General features: G+C 65.9%; 13 protein-coding genes and 1 pseudogene. 10 read left to right on the top strand and 4 right to left on the bottom strand.

Going from position 1 to position 21368, the window contains the following annotated elements:
* Positions 1–131: 131 nt before the first annotated feature.
* On the top strand, positions 132–752 hold the full coding sequence (locus N5D30_RS20810; RefSeq protein WP_220816034.1) for a phosphoadenosine phosphosulfate reductase family protein: 621 nt from the start codon (positions 132–134) through the stop codon (positions 750–752).
* Positions 753–849: 97 nt separating this feature from the next.
* Here N5D30_RS20810 and N5D30_RS20805 read toward each other — a convergent pair whose 3' ends face one another.
* Together N5D30_RS20805 and N5D30_RS20800 are read right to left on the bottom strand one after the other, a co-directional pair.
* Positions 850–1209 carry a DUF5064 family protein gene (locus N5D30_RS20805; RefSeq protein ID WP_279904509.1) on the bottom strand — a complete coding sequence of 120 codons (360 nt, stop codon included), beginning with the start codon at positions 1207–1209 and terminating at the stop codon, positions 850–852.
* 68 nt (positions 1210–1277) lie between these two features.
* The gene (locus N5D30_RS20800) at positions 1278–1595 is read right to left on the bottom strand and encodes a DUF2288 domain-containing protein (protein WP_279910520.1); all 318 of its coding nucleotides are present in this window, start codon (positions 1593–1595) and stop codon (positions 1278–1280) included.
* Positions 1596–1920: 325 nt separating this feature from the next.
* On the opposite strand from N5D30_RS20800, the gene N5D30_RS20795 reads away from it, so the two are divergent.
* The 8 genes from N5D30_RS20795 to N5D30_RS20760 all read left to right on the top strand — a co-directional run bounded on the left by N5D30_RS20795 (position 1921) and on the right by N5D30_RS20760 (position 9522).
* Positions 1921–3045, top strand: coding sequence for a branched-chain amino acid ABC transporter substrate-binding protein (locus N5D30_RS20795; RefSeq protein ID WP_220816037.1), 1125 nt, complete (start codon positions 1921–1923; stop codon positions 3043–3045).
* 124 nt (positions 3046–3169) lie between these two features.
* Positions 3170–4093: a high-affinity branched-chain amino acid ABC transporter permease LivH gene (gene livH, locus N5D30_RS20790; RefSeq protein ID WP_220816038.1), complete on the top strand. Its 924-nt coding sequence runs from the start codon at positions 3170–3172 to the stop codon at positions 4091–4093.
* Positions 4093–5349, top strand: coding sequence for a high-affinity branched-chain amino acid ABC transporter permease LivM (locus N5D30_RS20785; RefSeq protein ID WP_220816046.1), 1257 nt, complete (start codon positions 4093–4095; stop codon positions 5347–5349). The genes livH and N5D30_RS20785 overlap by 1 nt, the downstream gene beginning before the upstream one ends.
* Positions 5346–6113 (top strand): high-affinity branched-chain amino acid ABC transporter ATP-binding protein LivG, encoded by a 768-nt coding sequence (gene livG / locus N5D30_RS20780; RefSeq protein WP_279910518.1) that lies wholly within the window; start codon positions 5346–5348, stop codon positions 6111–6113. The genes N5D30_RS20785 and livG overlap by 4 nt, the downstream gene beginning before the upstream one ends.
* Positions 6114–6115: 2 nt before the next feature.
* Positions 6116–6817 carry an ABC transporter ATP-binding protein gene (locus N5D30_RS20775; protein ID WP_220816040.1) on the top strand — a complete coding sequence of 234 codons (702 nt, stop codon included), beginning with the start codon at positions 6116–6118 and terminating at the stop codon, positions 6815–6817.
* Positions 6818–7020: 203 nt separating this feature from the next.
* Complete coding sequence (sstT, locus tag N5D30_RS20770) at positions 7021–8232, top strand: serine/threonine transporter SstT (RefSeq protein ID WP_279910517.1); 1212 nt, start codon at positions 7021–7023, stop codon at positions 8230–8232.
* A 154-nt stretch (positions 8233–8386) separates the two neighbouring features.
* Positions 8387–8509 (top strand): hypothetical protein, encoded by a 123-nt coding sequence (locus N5D30_RS20765; RefSeq protein WP_279910516.1) that lies wholly within the window; start codon positions 8387–8389, stop codon positions 8507–8509.
* A gap of 137 nt (positions 8510–8646) precedes the next feature.
* On the top strand, positions 8647–9522 hold the full coding sequence (locus N5D30_RS20760) for an ankyrin repeat domain-containing protein (protein ID WP_279910515.1): 876 nt from the start codon (positions 8647–8649) through the stop codon (positions 9520–9522).
* A 79-nt stretch (positions 9523–9601) separates the two neighbouring features.
* On the opposite strand, the gene nadA is transcribed toward N5D30_RS20760, so the two are convergent.
* On the bottom strand, positions 9602–10660 hold the full coding sequence (nadA, locus tag N5D30_RS20755) for a quinolinate synthase NadA (protein WP_279910514.1): 1059 nt from the start codon (positions 10658–10660) through the stop codon (positions 9602–9604).
* A gap of 150 nt (positions 10661–10810) precedes the next feature.
* Complete coding sequence (locus N5D30_RS20750; protein ID WP_279910513.1) at positions 10811–20668, bottom strand: retention module-containing protein; 9858 nt, start codon at positions 20666–20668, stop codon at positions 10811–10813.
* Positions 20669–21125: 457 nt separating this feature from the next.
* Between N5D30_RS20750 and N5D30_RS20745 the strand changes: the two are divergent.
* Positions 21126–21311, top strand: a pseudogene (locus N5D30_RS20745) (channel protein TolC); the annotation flags it as partial.
* Positions 21312–21368 lie beyond the last annotated feature (57 nt).

The following is a 21368-nucleotide window of genomic DNA, read 5'->3' as shown; positions in this document are numbered from 1 at the left end:
GATGGGGCTGTCGAGGGCCGGCACTCTAGCAGCATGGCGAGGCGCCGGTAAACCGGGCGGGCCGGTGGTTGAGGGCGTCACAGGCTGGTAACATCGTCGCCCTCGCATTCACTGCCCACAGGACCGCTCAGATGACGTTCGATCTGGCCACTATCAACGCCGAACTCGGGAAAGACGCCGAAAAGCTCGTGGAATGGGCCCTGGGATTGGGCAAGACGGCCATCTGCACCACCAACTTCCGCCCCTTCGAAGCGGTCATCCTGCACATGGTCACCCGGGTGAAGCCCGATACCCAGGTGATCTGGATGGACAACGGCTACAACACCGAAGCGACCTACAAGTTCGCCGACGAAGTGACCAGGCTGCTCGACCTGAACCTCAAGACCTACCTCCCGCTGCGCTCGCGCGCCCACCGCGAGGCCGTCGACGGACCGGTACCGGCGCTGGACGATCCGCGCCATGCCGCCTTTACAGAGGAAGTGAAACTGGAGCCCTTCGCCCGTGCACTGCGCGAAGCCGCCCCTCAGGTCTGGTTCACCGCCCTGCGTGCCAGCGACACCGCCGTGCGTGCGCAGATGGACCCGGTAAGCATCAACCCGGACGGCCTGATCAAGGTCGCCCCGCTGCTGCACTGGAGTTCCAAGGAGCTGTACCAGTACCTGGTACAGCACAACCTGCCGAACAACTTCGACTACTTCGACCCGACCAAGGGCGAGGAAAACCGCGAGTGCGGCCTGCACCTCAGTCACTGAAGCAATAAAAAGGCATCACCTCGAATGCCGTTCACCGGGCGCCGGTGAGCGGCATTTTTCTTATCGCCCTCAGAAAGCCTTCATCTATTGAAGAGGCTCAGAGCCCGTCCTTCGCCAGGTGATCGAAGTCCACCGTCTCGCCCGGCTTGGCGCCCAGCTTGTCGCGGATGTCCTCGAACATGCGGTCGAACTCGTTGTGGCCGCGCATGATCAGCGAATGATTGGTGGGCAGGCCGTGCTTGGCGGCCATGCGGGTGGCCACGCTGGCGAAGTTGAAGGCGGTGTCGCGGTGCAGCTCGAACTCGTCCTTGAACGCCTTGCCGGCGATCTGCCCTTCCATCCGGAAGTGGATCATCTGACCCTCGCTGGGGTCATTGCGCACCTCGTAGAACAGATCTACGGCGAAGTCGGTCTGGCCAGGCAGGCTGGCGCGGTGCAGATGGCCCGGTTCGAACATGATGGCTCTCTCCCTGCGGATCGGAAGCTGATTCTAGACCAGCTTCGGCGAAGCAATCTTGCCCTCGATCAGTGCATCGTCGCACCAGTGGCGCGCTCCTGGATCAGTACCCAGGGCGATACCACAACGGCCCACAGCTCGGGATCGCGCGCCAGGTAGTCCTGGGCGTGGCTCTCGTCGACCCTGGCCACCCGCCCCTCCTGCAACCAGGCGGCGACCTTGCCGCTATCGTCGTCGGCCACGGCCAGTGCGACCTCCACCAGGTCCGTCGAGGATTCGACCCGGAGCAGTTGGCCCCTGGCGAAGAAGGGCTGGAGCTCCTGCCAGGAAATCCTGGCCGTTTCGCCAAGTAGCTTGGCATAGAGGGTGCTAGTTTTTTCTTTCATGACTCGCTCTGTGTAGAAAGCACACACCGAAGGGCGGCCGCCATCATAGCGCCGCTCTTTTCACAGGCAAGTCGAACCATCCACCTCCCTTTCATGTAGAAGGACCGCTTAGTAACCAAAAGACGCGCCGTTATTCTGTACGTTTATTTCAAACAAGCGACAAACACCCTTCAGGCTTCCCAATGTGCGCTTTCCAAGCCGCAAAACAGAGTTCTACACTGTGCCGGTACAGTTGCCGGGGGAGCATGACCGGGTACCCCTACCGGTCCAGCAGCTTCTGGCCGCATGGATTACAAAAACGAAAACACTATAAGAGTGGAGCACTATGAAACAGGCTACCAAGCAAGTGACCAAGCTGTTCGTCGCCATGGCCCTGGCTGGCGCCGCCAGCTATTCGATGGCCGCCGATACCATCAAGATCGCTCTGGCAGGCCCGGTGACCGGTGCCGTCGCCCAGTATGGCGAGATGCAGTTCATCGGCGCCCAGATGGCCATCGAGCAGATCAACAAGGCCGGCGGCGTGAACGGTGCGCTGCTCGAAGGCGTGAAGTACGACGACGCCTGTGATCCGAAACAGGCCGTGGCCGTGGCCAACAAGATCGTCAACGACGAAGTGAAGTATGTCGTTGGCCACCTCTGCTCCAGCTCCACTCAGCCGGCGTCCGACATCTACGAAGACGAAGGCATCCTGATGATCACCGCGGCTTCCACCAGCCCGGACATCACCTCCCGCGGCTACCAGCTGATCTTCCGCACCATCGGCCTGGACAGCCTGCAGGGCCCGACCGCCGGCAACTTCATCGCCGACCACATCAAGCCGAAGGCCGTTGCCGTCGTTCACGACAAGCAGCAGTACGGCGAAGGCATCGCCACCGCGGTCAAGCAGACCCTGGAAGGCAAGGGCACCAAGGTCGCCCTGTTCGAAGGCATCAACGCCGGCGACAAGGACTTCTCCGCCCTCATCGCCAAGCTCAAGCAGGCCAACGTCGACTTCGTCTACTACGGCGGCTACCACCCGGAACTGGGCCTGCTGCTGCGCCAGGCTTCCGAGAAGGGCCTGAAGGTCAAGTTCATGGGTCCGGAAGGCGTGGGCAACTCGGAAATCTCCGCCATCGCCGGCCCGGCCTCCGAAGGCCTGCTGGTGACCCTGCCGCGGTCCTTCGACCAGGATCCGAAGAACCAGCCGCTGGTCGACGCCTTCAAGGCCAAGAAGCAGGACCCGAGCGGCCCGTTCGTATTCCCGGCCTACGCCGCCGTGCAGGTCATCGCCGACGGCATCAAGAAAGCCGGCGAGAACGATCCGGCCAAGGTCGCCGAAGCACTGCGCGCCAATACCTTCGAGACCCCGACCGGCACCCTCGGCTTCGATGAGAAGGGGGACCTGAAGGACTTCAGCTTCGTGGTCTACGAGTGGCACCAGGACGGTACCAAGACCGAAGCAGCCCACTAAGAAGGGGCTTCCCGCCTGAACCCAAAGCCCACTGCGCGAGCAGTGGGCTTTGTTTTATCGAGTCTTTCCGGCCATCCGTCGCGTCACAAGCGCCGCTTCACGGACCGCGCCGAGGAGTTAGGTAATGCCTGAGCTCTATCACTACCTGCAACAGCTGGTCAACGGACTCACCGTTGGCAGCACCTATGCCCTGATCGCCATCGGCTACACCATGGTCTACGGCATCATCGGCATGATCAACTTCGCCCATGGCGAGGTGTACATGATTGGCTCGTACGTAGCCTTCATCGTCATCGCCGGGCTGACCCTGATGGGTCTGGACAGCCTTCCCGTGCTGATCGTCTGCGCCTTCGCCGCGAGCATCGTCGTCGCCAGCGCGTACGGCTACAGCATCGAACGGGTGGCCTACAGACCGTTACGCGGCAGCAACCGCCTGATCCCGCTGATCTCCGCGATCGGCATGTCCATCTTCCTGCAGAACGAAGTGCTGCTGGCCCAGGACTCCAAGGACAAGGCCATTCCCAACCTGCTGCCGGGCAACTTCGTGTTCGGCGAGAGCACCATGAACGGCGTGGTGATCTCCTACATGCAGGTGCTCATCTTCGTCGTCACCATCGCGGTGATGTACGGCCTAACCATGTTCATCTCCAGGTCCCGCCTGGGCCGCGCCTGCCGGGCGTGTGCCGAGGACATCCGGATGGCCAACCTGCTGGGCATCAACACCAACAACATCATCGCCCTGACCTTCGTCATCGGCGCCACCCTGGCCGCCGTGGCCGCGGTGCTGCTGGGCCTGCAGTACGGTGTGATCAACCCGCACATCGGCTTCCTCGCCGGCATCAAGGCGTTCACCGCCGCCGTGCTCGGCGGCATCGGCAGCATCCCCGGCGCCATGCTCGGCGGCCTGCTGCTCGGCGTGGCCGAAGCCTTCGGCGCCGATATCTTCGGCGACCAGTACAAGGACGTGGTGGCGTTCAGCCTGTTGGTTCTGGTTCTGCTGTTCCGTCCGACCGGCATCCTCGGCCGTCCGGAGGTCGAGAAAGTATGATGACCAAGAACCTCAAGACCGCCTTCTTCAGCGCCTTGCTGGTGCTGGCCGTGGCCTACCCGGTGCTCGGCCTGAAGCTCACCGTGGTGGGCATCAAGCTGGAAGTGCACGGCGCCAGCCCGGCCGTGCTCTGGACCATCGCCGGCGCCGCCATCGCCATGTTCTTCTGGCAGCTGTTCCGCGACCGCCTGCGCAGTGCCTGGGCCGGTGCGCCCAGCCTGCCGAAGATGCCAGCCGGCGCCAGCAACTTCCTCACCCTGCCCTCCACCCAGCGCTGGGTCATCCTCGGCCTGGTGCTGGTCGCCCTGGCCTGGCCGTTCTTCGGCAGCCGCGGCGCCGTGGACATCGCCACCCTGATCCTGATCTACGTGATGCTCGGCCTCGGCCTGAACATCGTGGTCGGCCTGGCCGGCCTGCTGGACCTGGGTTACGTCGGCTTCTACGCCGTGGGCGCCTACAGCTACGCGCTGCTGTCGCACTACTACGGCCTGGGCTTCTGGGTGTGCCTGCCGATCGCCGGCCTGATGGCGGCTTTCTTCGGCTTCATCCTCGGCTTCCCGGTGCTGCGCCTGCGCGGTGACTACCTGGCCATCGTGACCCTCGGCTTTGGCGAGATCATCCGCATCCTGCTGCGCAACCTCACCGGGATCACCGGCGGCCCCAACGGCATCAGCAACATCGAGAAGCCGAGCCTGTTCGGCCTCTCCTTCGAGCGCCGCGCGGCCGAGGGCATGCAGACCTTCCACGAGTACTTCGGCGTCGCCTACAACTCGATCAACAAGGTGATCTTCCTCTACGTGATCGCCCTGCTGCTGGTCCTGCTGACCCTGTTCGTGATCAACCGCCTGCTGCGCATGCCGATCGGCCGTGCCTGGGAAGCGCTGCGCGAAGACGAGATCGCCTGCCGCGCGCTGGGCATGAACCCGACCGCGATCAAGCTCTCCGCCTTCACCCTCGGCGCCTGCTTCGCCGGTTTCGCCGGCAGCTTCTTCGCCGCCCGCCAGGGGCTGGTCACGCCGGAGTCCTTCACCTTCATCGAGTCGGCGATCATCCTCGCCATCGTCGTGCTGGGTGGCATGGGCTCGCAGCTGGGCATCATCCTCGCCGCGGTGGTGATGATCCTCATGCCCGAGCTGATGCGTGAGTTCAGCGAGTACCGCATGCTGTTCTTCGGCGCCCTGATGGTGCTGATGATGATCTGGCGTCCGCAGGGCCTGCTGCCTATGCAACGCCCGCACCTGGAGTTGAAGTCATGAGCCGCCCGATCCTCGAAGTCAACGGGCTGACCATGCGTTTCGGCGGCCTGCTGGCCGTCAACAATGTCGCCCTCACCGTCCAGCCGAAGCAGGTGGTGTCGATGATCGGCCCCAACGGCGCCGGCAAGACCACCGTGTTCAACTGCCTGACCGGCTTCTACCAGCCCACCAGCGGCGTGATCCTGCTCAACGACGAGCCGATCCAGCACCTGCCGGGGCACAAGATCGCCCGCAAGGGCGTGGTGCGCACCTTCCAGAACGTCCGCCTGTTCAAGGAAATGACCGCGGTGGAGAACCTGCTGGTCGCCCAGCATCGCCACCTCAACACCAACTTCCTCGCCGGTCTGCTGAAGACCCCGGCGTTCCGCCGCAGCGAGAAGAAGGCCATGGAGTACGCGGCACACTGGCTGGAAGAGGTCAACCTCACCGACGTGGCCAACCGCCCGGCCGGCACCCTGGCCTACGGCCAGCAGCGCCGCCTGGAGATCGCCCGCTGCATGATGACCCGGCCGAGCATCCTGATGCTCGACGAGCCGGCCGCCGGCCTCAACCCCAAGGAGACCGAGGACCTCAAGCAGCTGATCGGCCTGCTGCGCAACGACCATGACGTGACCGTGCTGCTGATCGAGCACGACATGCACCTGGTCATGAGCATTTCCGACCACATCTACGTGATCAACCAGGGCACGCCCCTGGCCGACGGTACGCCGGAGCAGATCCGCAACAACGCGGATGTGATCAAAGCCTATCTGGGGGAGGCGTAAGCATGCTGAATTTCAACAACGTCTCCACCTTCTACGGCAAGATCCAGGCCCTGCACGGCGTCAGCATCGAGGTCGAACAGGGCGAGATCGTCACCCTGATCGGCGCCAACGGTGCCGGCAAGTCGACCCTGCTGATGACCCTGTGCGGCTCGCCGCGCGCGGCCAGCGGCAGCATCCGCTACATGGGCGAGGAGCTGGTCGGCCAGGAATCCTGCGACATCATGCGCAAGAGCATCGCGGTGGTGCCGGAAGGCCGCCGCGTGTTCGCCCGCCTGACCGTGGAGGAGAACCTGGCCATGGGCGGCTTCTTCGGCACCAAGGAAGACAACCAGGAGCAGCTGGATAAGGTCCTGCATCTGTTCCCGCGGCTGAAGGAACGCTTCGACCAGCGCGCCGGCACCATGTCCGGCGGCGAACAGCAGATGCTCGCCATCGGTCGCGCGTTGATGAGCAAGCCCAAGCTGTTGCTGCTCGACGAGCCGTCCCTGGGCCTGGCGCCGATCATCATCCAGCAGATCTTCGACATCATCGAACAGCTGCGCGAGGACGGCGTGACCATCTTCCTGGTCGAGCAGAACGCCAACCAGGCGCTCAAGCTGGCCGACCGCGCGTATGTGTTGGAGAACGGTCGGATCGTCATGCAGGGCACCGGCGAGGCGCTGCTCACCGACCCGAAGGTGCGCGACGCCTACCTCGGCGGCTGACCCATGCCGGCGTGAAGGAAACGGCCCTCACGGGCCGTTTTCATTTGTACCGATGGATGGCCGACAGGCCAGGGCTCCACGGAGCCACCTTTTTCATCTACGCCCACCGCAGCCCGGAGGGCCAGGAACCGGTCGCCGCACCACCCGGCGACCGTCTCGCGGCCAGCGCCCACCGGCGCGCCGCGCACCACAGGAGCACCAGCATGACCCTTCGTCCCCTGCTGCAGTTGATCACGCGCACCAGCCTGGTCCTGCAGATCGCCATCGGCCTGATCGCCGGCATCCTTTTCGCTCTGCTCTTCCCGCAGGCCACCGCCAAGGTCGGCTTCTTCGGCGAACTGTTCATCGCCGCGCTCAAGGCCGTGGCACCGGTGCTGGTGTTCATCCTGGTGGCCTCGGCCATCGCCAACCACAAGCCGGGGCAGCCCACCCACATCCGCCCGATCCTGATGCTGTATGTGATCGGCACCCTGTCCGCCGCCATCGTCGCGGTCATCGCCAGCAGCCTGTGGCCATCCACCCTGGTGCTGACCGAAGCCGCCACGGGCACCACACCGCCAGGAGGCATCGCCGAGGTGCTCAAGAGCCTGGCGCTGAACGTGGTGGACAATCCGGTCAACGCGCTGATCAAGGGCAACTTCATCGGCATCCTGGCCTGGGCCATCGGCCTCGGCATCGCCATCCGCCATGGCAGCGAGAGCACCCGGATGGTGTTCGCGGACCTGGCCCACGGCGTGACACTGATCGTGCGGGTGGTGATACGTTTCGCCCCGCTCGGCGTGTTCGGCCTGGTCGCCACCACCTTCGCCGACGCCGGCCTCAAGGCCCTGCTCGGCTATGCCCACCTGCTCGCCGTGCTGGTCGGCTGCATGCTGTTCGTCGCCCTGGTGGTCAACCCGCTGATCGTGTTCAGCCAGATCCGCCGCAATCCCTACCCGCTGACCCTCACCTGCCTGCGCGAGAGCGGCATCACGGCCTTCTTCACCCGCAGCTCGGCGGCCAACGTGCCGGTCAACATGCAGCTGGCCGAGCGCCTGGGCCTGCACGAGGACACCTACTCGGTGTCGATCCCGCTGGGCGCCACCATCAACATGGCCGGTGCGGCCATCACCATCAGCGTGCTGACCCTGGCGGCGGCCCATACCCTGGGCATCGTCGTCGACCTGCCGACCGCGATACTGCTCTGCGTGGTCGCCTCGGTCTGCGCCTGCGGCGCGTCCGGCGTGGCCGGCGGCTCGCTGCTGCTGATCCCACTGGCCTGCAGCCTGTTCGGCATCCCCAGCGAAACCGCCATGCAGGTGGTGGCCATCGGCTTCATCATCGGCATCCTGCAGGACAGCGCCGAGACCGCGCTGAACTCCTCCACCGACGTGCTGTTCACCGCCGCCGTGTGCCTAGCACGGGACAAGGACTAAGTCAGGGCGCGTAGGGCGGGTGAAACCCGCAAGTCGAGGGCGCGCGGGTTTCACCCGCCCTACGTGTGCCGCTTTCCCGAGTGTGCGCTACTCGCTGGCACTTCGCCGACTGGCTGTGGCAGAAAGCGTCATCGCCGCACAAAAGGACAGCCCGATGAACGCCCCTGACCCCATAGTGCTTGGCCCCTACTGGTTCGACCTGGACGGCATCCGCCAGCGGCATGCCGAGGGGGCCGATCCGAACGCCCTGGACGACAGCGGCCATATACCCCCCTGACTGAGGCCATCGGCGGCGGCACGGGCTATCCCAAGGTCGTCAGGCTGCTGCTGGAGCTGGGCGCCGATCCCCATCTGGCCGACGCCCACGGCCTGACGCCCTGGCAAACCTGCCTGACTCGCCGCCATGACCGGGTGGTGGACAGGGAATACCGCAAGATCCGGGCGCTGCTCGAAGAGGCCGGCGCCGACCGCCGTGGCGAGGAACTCTTCGAACTCGAGGAGAGGGCCGCCGCAGGCGACCTGCCCGCGGTGCTGGCCCTGCTGGACGGCGGCTGCCCGGTGGAGGCCGCGCACGCGATACCGCTGGGCGTCGCCTTGTACAACGGCCACGGCGCGGTGGCCGAGGCGCTGCTGCGGCGAGGCGCCAAGGTCGAGGGCCTGGATGTCGAGGCCCACGGCATGAGCCTGCTGATGAGCAGTGCCAATCGGGGAAACCTGGAGATGGTGCAGTTGCTGGTGCACCACGGCGCCGATGTCTGCCGGGCGATCGATGGCCCGGAGGGGTGCATGACCTCCGCCTGGTACGCCCGCCAGGCCGGGTACCATGAAGTCGCCGACTGGCTGGCGGCGCAGCATCCGGGCGCCGAACGCAGTCCCATTCCGAAGTCGGCGCTGAACGGCGGCGCCAAGGCCAAGTACCTGGACCTCTATCGCCACTACACCAACGGTGCGAACCAGGGCCTGGATACCGGGGCCATCGTCAAGCGCCTGCAGCGCTGGGACAAGGAACATGGCGTGCACGTGCTCGACGTGGCCACGGACCGTTTCACCCTGCAGTTCGAGCGCCTGCCCGAGGACACCGGCAAGCTGGCCAGGGAAATCGCCAGGTTCTGCCCGGACGCCGCCGACGGTTTCGCCGTGCTGGCCGAGCAGGTCGAGCGCCCGAGCGATCTGCCGGAGGATATGCAGGCCCTGCTCCAGGGCCTGAAACCCGACGACAAGCGCTTCGGCCTCAAGGCGCTCCAGCGCTGGCTGGAGACGCACAAGGCCGTGCAGCTCTGGTGGGATTGACGGCACGATCTCCCGTGTACCGAGAACACATACCGTAGGAGCGGCTGTCTGCTGCTCTCGCAAGGTCGTGGGCGGACTCTCAGGCGTTGCCGGCCAATTTCAGCCGCGCGGCCTGGGTGAAGTCGAGCATGCGCTTGAGCGGGCGTACCGCGCGCGGGATCAGCGCCGGTTCCACGAAGATTTCGTTGCTGCCCTCGCGCAGGCACTGCAGGGTGCGCTGCAGGGTGTTCATAGCCATCCACGGGCAGTGGGCGCAGCTGCGGCAGGCGGCGCCGTTGCCGGCGGTGGGCGCCTCGACGAATTTCTTGTCGGGGCACAACTGCTGCATCTTGTAGAAGATGCCGCGGTCGGTGGCGACGATGAAGGTCTTGTTGGGAAGGGTCTGGGCCGCCTTGATCAGCTGGCTGGTGGAGCCCACCGCGTCGGCCAGCTCGATCACCGCCTCGGGCGATTCCGGGTGGACCAGGATGGCGGCCTCGGGATGCAGCGCCTTCATGTCTTCCAGCTGCTTGGCCTTGAACTCCTCGTGGACGATGCAAGCACCGTCCCACAGCAGCATGTCGGCGCCGGTCTCGCGCTGGATGTAGCGCCCCAGGTGCTGGTCCGGCGCCCAGAGTATCTTCTCGCCGTTGTCCATCAGGCTCTCGACGATCTCCAGCGCGCAGCTGGAGGTCACCACCCAGTCGGCGCGCGCCTTCACCGCCGCCGAGGTGTTGGCGTAGACCACCACGGTGCGGTCCGGGTGCTGGTCGCAGAAGGCGGAGAATTCGTCGACCGGGCAGCCGAGGTCCAGCGAGCAGGTGGCGTCCAGGGTCGGCATCAGCACGCGCTTTTCCGGATTGAGGATCTTCGCCGTCTCGCCCATGAACTTGACGCCCGCGACTACCACCGTCTGCGCTTCGTGCTGGTTGCCGAAGCGCGCCATTTCCAGCGAGTCCGACACGCAGCCGCCGGTTTCCTCGGCCAGGGCCTGGATCACCGGGTCGCAATAGTAGTGGGCCACCAGCACGGCGTTCTGCTTCTTCAGCTCGGCGGCGATCTCGCTCCGGTAGAAGGTTTCCTCTTCCGGGGTCAGCACCCTGGGCTGCTTGGCGGCGAGGTGAGCCTGAACCAACAGGCGCTCGGAAATCTGGGTCATGTCATCAGGCTCTGAATATGCTTTCAGTGCGCCGATTATACGCGCCAACCACGCCGCCGAGCGAAGCCCGACAGAAAGAGCCCCGGCGCCAGGCGAAATCCAGGCAGGAAAAGGCCCGCCGCCCTCGCGGACGGCGGGCCGGGTGCCACGTCAGGCCACTTTCAGGCTGTGGTCGTCGAGCAGGCCGTTGATGACGGTCGCCGCATCCGTGCTGCTGTAGTAGGCGGCGCTGGACAGGTCGATGCCGTCAACCACCACGGACATGTCGACCGAGCTGCCACCCTCGGCGCCGTTCTTGTCGACGCTGATGGTGGTCGCGCTCGCCGAGAAGCTGAACGTCAGGTAGCTCGACAGCTCGTCGCCATCCGGGCTGTCGGACAGCCCGGTAAGCAGCTGCGACAGGTCCAGCACATCGGAGGTGACGCCATTGACGGCGAAGCTCAGATGATCGGCGACCGGGTTGTCGGCCCCCTGCTCGACAAGAAGCGTCTGATCCTCTTCCTGCTCCGGCGGAGCCATGGACAGCGCAGGGTCGTCCTCGGCAACCAGGGCGACCAGTGTCTCGTCCCCTGCCGGGGCCTGGGGCTCGGCATCGTCGTCGACCACCGGCTGATCCTGCTGGCCCGCATCCGCCACGACCATGGCCCTGAGCGTGGTGCCCGTGGACTCGAGGCCGATCACCAGTTGCGCGGTATCGCTGTCGCCATCGGGCTGAGTCAGCTTGTAGCTGAACACGTCCTCCTGTCCGACGCCGTCGAGCGTGGGGTTCGGCGTGTAGGTGTAGGAGCCGTCCTTGTTGATCAGCAGGCTGCCCCAGTCCCCCGCGACCGAGGTGCCAATGCCCACCTCGACATAGGCGGTGCCGTTCCAGATGCTGAGGACCGCGCCCTCGCTGCCCTTGTCGTCCACCGCGCCCAGGGGGTCGCTGCTGGAGGACCAGGTGTTGGGATCGGCCAGCACGTTGCCGGACACGGCGGTCACCTCGATCACGGGGATGGCAGCCGCGATCGTCGTCAGCGTGATGTTGTCCACGCGGATACGGTAGCTGTTGCTGTTGTTGGTACGGTCGTTGGCCTCGAAGAACAGGCGGTAGACACCTTCGCCGAAGGTGTCGGTGGTCACCGTGGTTGCGCCGCTCGTCCCGTGGCTGCCGCTGTCCACCAGCGTCCACGAGGCGCCGTCCTGCCGGTAGAGGACCCAGTTGAACTGGTCGTTGGTGGCGTGGTTGTTGATGCTGCCGAGCTGGAACGAGACGCTGCCCGTCTCCCCTGCCGCGATCTCGAACGTGGGTGTGGCGACCTTGCTGCTGATGCCGCCGTTGCTGCTGGTGTCTATCAGCTGCAGCGCGCTGCCCTGGACGCGCACCCCGTTGGCGTTGGTGCTGCCGGCGATGGCGGATACGCCCCACCTGTCGTCCGCGGCGGTCATCACATCGGCCAGGGTCGACACCGTCACGCCGCTGCCCTCCGTGTCGAAGATCCACGGGTTCGGCGATGAGGTGCTGTTGCTGGTGGTGGAGAAGCTGGCCAGCACTTCGCTGCCGGGCGGCGGTGTCACCATCGTCTCTTCGACGGTGGCCGAGCCGTGGTTGTCGTAGGCATACACCTCGCTGCTGTCGGTGGTGGTCAGGCTCAGGGTGGCCGATACCCCGTCGCCGTCGGCATCGACGAGGATGTAGACGAAGGTCTCGGTCAGGTCGTCGGCCACGTCCTTGTTCAGGCTGTAGCTGTACTCGCCGGTCTGCAGGTTGATGCTGAAGCTTCCGCCTTCGGCGGTGGTGAAGACCAGCTTGTGGGTGGCGCCGTCGTATTCCGGCGAACTCGCGTCGTAGGTCTTCGCCCCATGCTGGATGGAAACCACCGGCAGGTCCGCCGGGCCATCCGCGCCGAAGCCGTTGGCGCCCTCCGCCAGCAGGTTGCCGGTGATGGTCGGCGCGCTGACGGTGCCTTGCAGGGTGGCATCCAGCTGGCTCAGGTTGGTGACCAGGATGCCGTTGGTGTTGGTGCCAGTACCGATGCCGTCATAGGCCACCGGGTTCAGCTGGGCCAGGTCGCCGGCGGTGCCCTGCCCCATGCCCAGGGCGTAGGACTTGATCTCGTTGTTGTTGAGGAAGCTGGTCCAGACGGTCTCCTCGGCGGCGACGATGCCGTTGTTGCTGCCCGCGCCGATGCCCCAGCTGCTGCTGGTCGTCGGCTGCCCGTCGGAGAGGAAGTAGGAGATGTTCTGAACGTTGCCGCCGCTGATCTTGTCGCTGCTGTCGAAGGCCGAGATCGCCCGGATCAGGGCCGCGTCGTAGTTGGTGTTGCCATCGCCGTAGGTGTTCGACAGGGCGCCGATCACCGACTTGGCCTGGCTCGCCGTCAGCCAGATCTCGCCCGAGCCGCTCAGGTTGGAGGTGGCGCTGGCGTTGAAGGCCACCAGGCGCACCATCACGTCGCCCAGGCCGTCGTAGGCGTCGATCAGGTTCTGGATGGCGCTCTTGGCCAGCGCCAGCCGGGTCGAGAAGCCGCTCACCCCAGGGCTGTTGTCCATGCTGCCGGACACGTCGAGGATGATCATCAGGTTGGTGTTGACCCCGGTCGGCTCGGGAGCGGACTTGGCGATGTCGTTGGCCGCGGCCGGAGAATCGTCGTCCACGGTCACTGTCAGGCTGCCCGAGGCGGGCGCCGCCGACGGGTCGGCGTCCCAGACCTGGTAGCCGAAGCTCAGCGGCAGGTCGTTCTCGTCGCTGCCGCTGGCCGGCGGTTCATGGTCCAGCGGCTTGAACAGCTCGAACGTGTAGGCGCCGGTCGCGGTATCGGTCAGTTCGAGGATGAACACGGCCTCGCCGCCCACCATTGCGGTGAGCGTTCTGTCGCCGTTGCTCAGGTGGTAGCTCACGGCGCTTCCACCCGAGGTCAGGCCACTCGGCGCGGTGCCGTTCCAGGCGAACTGGCCGAAGGTGTCGACGCTGTAGCCCAGGGTGCCGCTCACGCTGACCGCCTGGCCCGGCAGGTCGTTCGGCCCGCCGGCCAGCCCCTGCGGCAGGCCGTCCTCGTCCACGGCATTGCTGGCCTGGCCGCCCTCGGGGTCCTTGCCGGTCAGGGTGATCTCGAACGTGGCGGTCGCGCTGTCACCGTCGCCATCGACGATGGAGTAGGTGAAGGTCTCGGTGCCCGCCAGGGCGCCCGGCGCGGCGGTGTAGATCAGGTTGCCGTCGACATCGATGACGACGGTGCCGCCCTGGCTGCCCGCCCCAACGATCTGAATCGGCGAGGTGGCCGAGGCGCCATCGGCGCCGTAGTGATCGTTGTCGAGGAGATCGTCCACCGTCCCGATGGTCACCTCGTGGGCGCCTCTCGACACCTCGCCGAGCACGTCGTCGGCGGCTTCGGGCGCGTCGTCGCGGAAGCTGATGCCCGGTCCGATGTCCACGCTGACGCTGTTCTGGTCGCCATCGCCGTCGGTCACGGTGGCCGTCAGCGACACCAGGTTGGAGCCCAGGGCGACGACTTCGTCGGGGTCGCTGGTGGGGTGCACGACGGAGCGGTCCTGATCCAGGGTGACGGTGCCGCCGGCATCGACGCTGAGGCTGAACACCAGCTCGTCGGAGGTTTCCGTGCGCCCTTCCAGAACGCTACCGTTCATGACCAGCACGATGGCCTCGCCGGTCAGCGTATCCACCAGGCCGGACACCGGGTTGACCACGCTCAGGCCATAGGCGATCGGGCCCTGCAGCCCATCGGCGCCGGCCTGGGCATGGAACAGGCCGCTGAAATCGGCCGTGGCATCGACGCCGAAATCCGACTCGTCGACCTGCAGCGACGCGCCCCAGGTCACGTTGGTGTTGACGTCGTTGTAGTCGTAGTCGGAGGTGTCGGTCTTGTCCTCCCAGTTCTGGTTGCCGGGCGCGGAAGTGTCCTGCAGGTGCGAGCCACCCGGGTTGAGCGTGGCGTCGCTGAACAGGATGTTGGCCCCATCGGCCCCCGTCAGCGGCGTGCCGCCCGCCAGCGCCTGCCATTTGCCGCCGACGAACTGGAAGGTGATGTCGGTGCCGTTGGCCAGCACGGCGTTGGCCCCGCCATGGGGAATGATGAAGAAGCCCGTGCTGGCGGGGTCCAGCCCGGCCAGGTCGAAGGTGTCGCCGACCGCCTGGTGGTGCACGTTCGCCCAGATCACCTTGCCGGACAGCGGCGTGCCGTCGGCGGCCTTGGTGTAGTAGCCATAGCTGTTGGCGAAGTTCGCACTGGTGCCGTGGAAGGTCACGAACGAGGAGAAGGACAGGTCGCCGGCCTGGATGGTCGGCGAGTCGTCGTCCACCGTGATGCTCAGGCCGCCATTGGCGGTGGAGCCGTCGCCGTCCTGCAGGGTGTAGGTGAAGTCGACGGTGATGTCGTTCTCGTCGCTGGTCCCGGGAGTGGCGGGCGCCTCATGGTCCAGCGGCGCGCTCAGGGTGAAACGGTAGTCCCCGGTACTGACATTGGTCACTTCCACGGTGAACACCGTGACGCTGCCTGCCGTGGCGGTCAGCACCAGCCCATCTGGGCTGACGCCGTAGGCCAGCGCGACACCGCCGGAAGTGAGCCCCAGCCCCGACAGGCCGGTGGTGTTCCAGGTGAAAGCGCCGGTCGTGGCCGCGCCGTCCGGCCCGAAGTTGTAGCCGAGGTTGCCGGTCACGACGGTTTCGTTGTCGGGCAGGTCGTTCGGACCGCCGGAAATGCCGCCGCTCAGCCCATCCTCGTCGACCGCGTTGCGCGCCTGGCCGCCGACCGGCACCGCGGCGTCGACGATGTCCAGGGTGATGCTGTCGCTGAGGGAGTCACCGTCGTTGTCGGTGATCCGGATCGAGAAGGTCTGGCTGCCCGCCGCCCCCTGATCCAGTCCGGCGCTCGCCTGGAAGCTCCACGAACCGTCGCTGCCGACATGCAGCGTGCCGGTCGGCAGCGAGATGTCGGTATCCAGATCGAACTCGCCTCCGTCGACCACCACCTTGATGGTGCCGGGGCCGTCGCCGCCATGGCTGCCGGTCCAGCTTCCGCTGTAGGTCGCGCCCTCTTCCACGCTGGGAGGAGCGCCATCCGGCAACAGGTCGATGACCGGCACGTCGTCCTCCACGTTGATCACGAAGCTGCCGGCCGGGATGCTTCCCACCAGCGGATCGCCGTCGCCATCGGTGGCGGTCAGCACACCCGAGAAGTCGATGCCCAGGCCTGGCAGCAGCTCGCTGTCCAGGGTCCCGTCATGAATGGGATGATCGACCGGCCCCTGCAACTCGAAGGTGTAGCTGCCGTCGGCGCCGACCGTCAGGGTGAAGATCGGCGTGCCGCCCGCCGTCGCGGTCAATACATTGCCGGAGACGTTGTAGCTCAGGGCGGTGCCACCGAACGTCAGCCCTTGCAGCTGCAGCGAACTCACATCGCTGGACAGGCCGAACGCTCCCGGACCATCGCCACCGAAGGCGACCAGTCCCGATAGCGCCCCGGCCGGGCCACTGGCGGAAGTGGTTTGCCCGCTCTCGGAGTTTCCGGTGCTCAGCGCATCTTCATGCACGGTGCCGCCTACCGGTACGAAGCCTTCACCCTGTTCGGCCACCACCGGCACGTCGTCTTCCACGTTGATCACGAAGCTGCCAGCCGGGATGCCTTCTGTCAGCGGGTCGCCATCGCCATCGGTGGCGGTCAGCACGCCGGAGAAATCGATGCCCAGCCCTGGCAACAGCTCACCATCATTGCCATCGGCCAGGGGATGATCCAGCGGCCCGAGAAGCGCGAACGCATAGCTGCCATCTGTGCCGACCGTCAGGGTAAAGATCGTTGCGCCACCTGCCGAGGCGGTGAGCACATTGCCCGAAACGCTGTAGCCCAGGGCAGTCCCACCAGACGTCAGCGCCTGCAGTACCAGCGAACTCACATCGCTCGACAGCCCGAATGCTCCCGGACCATCGCCGCCGAAGGCGACCAGTCCCGATAGCGCCCCTGCCGGACCACTGGCGGAGGTGGTTTGCCCACTTTCGGGGTTTCCGGCACTCAGCGCATCCTCATGGACTGTGCCGCCCACTGGTACGAACCCTTCGCCCTGCTCCGCCACCACCGGCACATCGTCTTCCACGTTGATCACAAAGCTTCCGGCCGGAATGCCTCCTGACAACGGGTCACCATCGCCATCGGCGGCGGTCAGCACGCCCGAGAAGTCGATCCCCAGCCCTGGCAACAGCTCACCGTCATTGCCATCGGCCAGGGGATGATCCAGCGGCCCGAGAAGCTCGAAGACATAGCTACCATCGGTGCCAACCGTGAGGGTGAAGATCGTCGACCCACCCACCGAGGCGGTGAGTACATTGCCCGAAACGCCGTAGCTCAGCCCGACACCACCAGAGGTCAGCGCCTGCAGCACCAGCGAACTCACATCACTTGACAGCCCGAACGCTCCCGGACCATCGCCACCGAAGGCGACCAACCCGGACAACGCGCCTGCCGGACCACTGATCGAGGTAGTCTGCCCGCCCTCTGCATTCCCGGTACCCAACGCATCCTCATGGACAGTGCCGCCCACTGGTACGAACCCTTCGCCCTGCTCGGCCCCCACCGGCACGTCATCCTCGACGTTGATCACGAAGCTGCCAGCCGGAATACCTCCTACCAGCGGGTCGCCATCGCCATCGGTCGCCGTCAGCACGCCTGAGAAATCGATACCCAGTCCCGGCAGTAGCTCACCATCATTGCCATCGGCCAAGGGGTGATCCAGTGGCCCTTGGAGCTGGAATACATAGCCACCGTCAGCATTGACTGTCAGGGTGAAGATCGGTGCTCCACCCGCCGTGGCAGCCAGCACATTGCCCGAAACGCTGTAGCTCAGCCCGATACCACCAGAAGTCAGCGCCTGCAGTACCAGCGAACTCACATCGCTCGACAGCCCGAACACTCCCGGACCATCGCCACCAAAAGCAACCAGCCCGGACAACGCTCCAGCCGGACCACTGATCGAGGTAGTCTGCCCACCCTCTGCATTTCCGGTACCCAGCGCATCTTCATGCACGGTGCCACCCACCGGCACGAAGCCCTCGCCCTGCTCCGCCACCACCGGCACATCGTCTTCCACGTTGATCACGAAGCTACCGGCCGGAATACCTCCTGACAACGGGTCACCGTCGCCATCGGTCGCGATCAGCACACCCGAGAAATCGATACCCAACCCGGGCAGCAACTCACCATCGTTGCCATCGGCCAGGGGATGATCGATCGGCCCCAGGAGTTGGAACGCATAGCTACCGTTGGCGCCGACCGTCAGGGTGAAGACCGGCACACCGCCCGCCGTGGCGGTGAGCACATTGCCGGACACGCTGTAGCTCAGGGCGGTCCCGCCAGACGTCAGCGCCTGCAGCACCAGTGAACTCACATCGCTCGACAGCCCGAACGCTCCCGGGCCATCGCCACCGAAGGCGACCAACCCGGACAACGCACCGGCTGGACCACTGATCGAGGTGCTCTGCCCGCCCTCTGCGTTACCGGTGCTCAGCGCATCCTCATGCACGGTGCCGCCCACCGGCACGAAGCCTTCGCCCCGCCCGGCCAGTACCGGCACGTCGTCTTCCACGTTGATCACGAAGCTGCCGGCCGGGAAGCCTCCCGCCAACGGGTCGCCGTCGCCATCGGTCGCGGTCAGCACGCCGGAGAAGTCGATGCCCAATCCCGGCAGGCGCTCGCCATCGTTACCGTCGGCCAGCGGGTGATCCAGCGGCCCCAGCAGCGAGAATGACCAGCTGCCGCTGGCATTCACGGTCAGGGTGAAGATGGTGGCGCCGCCGGCGGAGGCGGTGAGCACGTTGCCGGACACGCTGTAGCTCAAGGCCGCCCCGCCGGAGGTCAGCCCCTGGGCCTGCAGCGAGCCCACCGCGCCGCTCAGGCCGAAGGCGCCCGGACCATCGGCGCCGAAGCTGACCAGGCCAGCCAGGGAGCCGCCCGTGGCGCTGCTCAGCGCGGTGGTCTGGCCCCCGCCCTCCGGGTTGCCGCCGGGCAGCACGTCTTCGTGCACCACGCCGCCGATGACCGGCCGCGCGCCGCCCACCAGCACCGGGACGTCGTCCTCGATGTCGATGGTGAAGCTGCCGGCCGGGAAGCCCGCCAGCGGGTCGCCATCGCCGTCCGTGGCGAACAGGATGCCGGAGAAATCGATGCCCAGGCCCGGCAGGTCCTCGCTGTCCACGCCATTGGCCAGGGGATGATCGATCGGGCCGCGCAGCACGAAGGACCAGCTGCCATCGGCGCCCACGGTCAGGGTGAAGATGACCTGCGCGCCCGCCGAAGCGGTCAGCACATTGCCGGCCTGGCTATAGGTCAGGGCGATGCCACCGCTGGAAAGGCCCTGCCCCGCCAGCGAGGCGAGATTGCCGCCGATGCCGAAGCTGCCCGGGCCGTCCGCGCCGAAGTTGACCAGCGCGGTGAGCGAACCCGGTCCGCCACTGGCGGACACGGTCTGGCCGCCCTCTAGGTTGCCCTGGTGAGGTGCTCCCGCGCCCAGCGTCAGGGCATCCTCATGGACCCGGGCGGCCACCGCCCCGGCGCCCGCGCCGAACTGCGGCACGTCGTCCTCCACATTGATCACGAAGCTGCCGGCGCCGAAGGCCCCGACCGAATCACCGTCGCCATCCACCGCGGTGAGCACGCCCGAGAAGTCGATGGGCAGCGGCAGCAGCTCGTTGTCATCGCCATTGGCGAGCGGGTGATCGAGCTGGCCGACCAGGGTGAAGACGAAGCTGCCGTCGGCACCCACCTGCAGGGTGAAGATCACCGCGCCGCCGGCCGAGGCCGTGAGCACGTTGCCGGCCACGCTGTAGGCGAGCGCGCTGCCGCCGGAGGTCAGCCCCTGGGCCTGCAGGCTGGCGATGGCCGCCGGGCTGCCGGAAAGGCCGAAGCCGCCGGGGCCGTCCGCGCCGAAGTTGACCAGCGCGCCCAGGGTGCCCGGCCCGCCGGTGGCGACGTTGGTCACCGCGTCGTTGTCGGTGATGCCGTCGATGGTCTCGTCCTCGTCGACCTGGGCGACTACCTGCGCACCACCCAGCGCCAGTTGCGGGCCATCGTCGTTGATCAGCACGTTGAGCAGCACGGTGGGCGACACGTCGCCGTCCAGGTCGAACACCCGCACCGGGAAGCTCTCGCCGACCTGGTCCGCCTCGCCGGTCGCGTTGGGATTGCTGTGATCGAGGGTGTTGGCGGTCAGGGTGTAGGTCCAGTTGCCCGCCGCGTCCACGACCAGGATGCCGTACTGCCCCACCACGGTGCCGCCGTTGGTGACGTCGACCCAGACGCCGTCGAAGCCCTGGATCTGCAGCGAGGAGATGCCGTCCGGCGAGTTCACCACGATCCGCCCGTTGGCCTGCTCGGCGTCGCTGGCGGGGTTGGTGCCGTTGGCCAGGGCCTCCTCGTCGACCAGTGCCGGGCCCACGAAGAGGCTGCCGACGGCATCGAGGTATTCCACGTCCAGCAGCGGTGCGAAGTCCGGCTCGGGATCGTCGGTGGCCAGGGGCTCGGCATCGGGGAACAGCGGTCCGCCGGGTATGCCGGCGGTGGGGAAGCCGATCACCGGATCGAGCGCGCCGCCGACCTCGCCCAGCAGCACGAAGCCATGGCCGCTGCCCGCGCCGCCGGTGCCACCGGCACCCGCACCAGGCCCCGCCGCGGTGGCCTCACCGGCCACGGTCGGGTCGACGCCGGCCTCGATGGCGGCCTGCAGTCGCTCGACATCCGTCAGGTCGGCATCGGTGGGCGCCACCGCATCCTGGGCCTGGGGCGCGCCGGTCCGTTCGCCACCCGCGGCCAGCATCTGCTCGCTGAGGTTCAGGTTGCTGTCGCGCCCCAGCGTGAGCACATCGCCGTTGGTAAGGCTGATCGCCACCGCCCCGCCCGCTCCGGTCACCAGCTGCTCGCCGGCATAGACGCGATCACCTTCCACCAGCGGTCGGCGCGTTCCATCGCCGGCTACCGCGAAGACCTCGCCGACAACCTGACTGACGACACCCATCAAAGTAGCCATGTCCCATTCCTCCGCACTGCCACCGGCCACCGCCGGCGCGTTTCAAAAGGGCCAGACCGCCTTTCGAATCCTGGCTCAGTGCGAAGAAAGCTCCGCGAGAAAGAGCAGTACAGAAGGAAGATTTTTTAAAACGACAGAAAAATGTCGCATCAACTGTACTACTTCATTTCCGCAAAAATATCCCCGCCCCTTATGCTCCAAACTGCGATCGACCATTCGCTTTAACTGCGAAAAAGCCTGAAAGGCTTGATTTTCGCGGCATTGAGAAGAAACAATGTGCCCGATCTCACAGAGTGCATAAGACTTTTTCCGCATAACCCTTGTGAAGAATTTTTCTTAACCATTCTCCGAGATTGTTCTTATCTGTGATGTTACAAGCGAAAAGCGCTCCATCTGCCAATAAACGCCATAAAATTGGCGACAGGAACAAGATTCACACATCAAGGAGAAAACCCTCATGCGTGCCCTCACACCGCTGTGCAGTAGCATTTTGCTGGCCATGGCCTGTTATCAGGCCCAGGCCATGACACTCTCGGAAGCCATCCAGAGCACCATCGACAATCATCCCGAGCTGCACGCCAGCATGAATGATCGTCTGTCCGCGGATGAGGAAGTGAAGATGGCCAAGGGCGGCTATCTGCCGATTCTGTTGAAAAACTCGATGTGCGACAGAGCTGCTTGCTCGTAGCCGGAAAAATGT

The sequence above is a fragment of the Pseudomonas sp. GD03875 genome (assembly GCF_029840585.1).
GTDB classification, from domain to species: Bacteria; Pseudomonadota; Gammaproteobacteria; order Pseudomonadales; family Pseudomonadaceae; genus Aquipseudomonas; species Aquipseudomonas paralcaligenes.
Note: the sequence above shows the minus strand (reverse complement) of the source record. Positions and strands in the feature narration are given on the sequence as shown.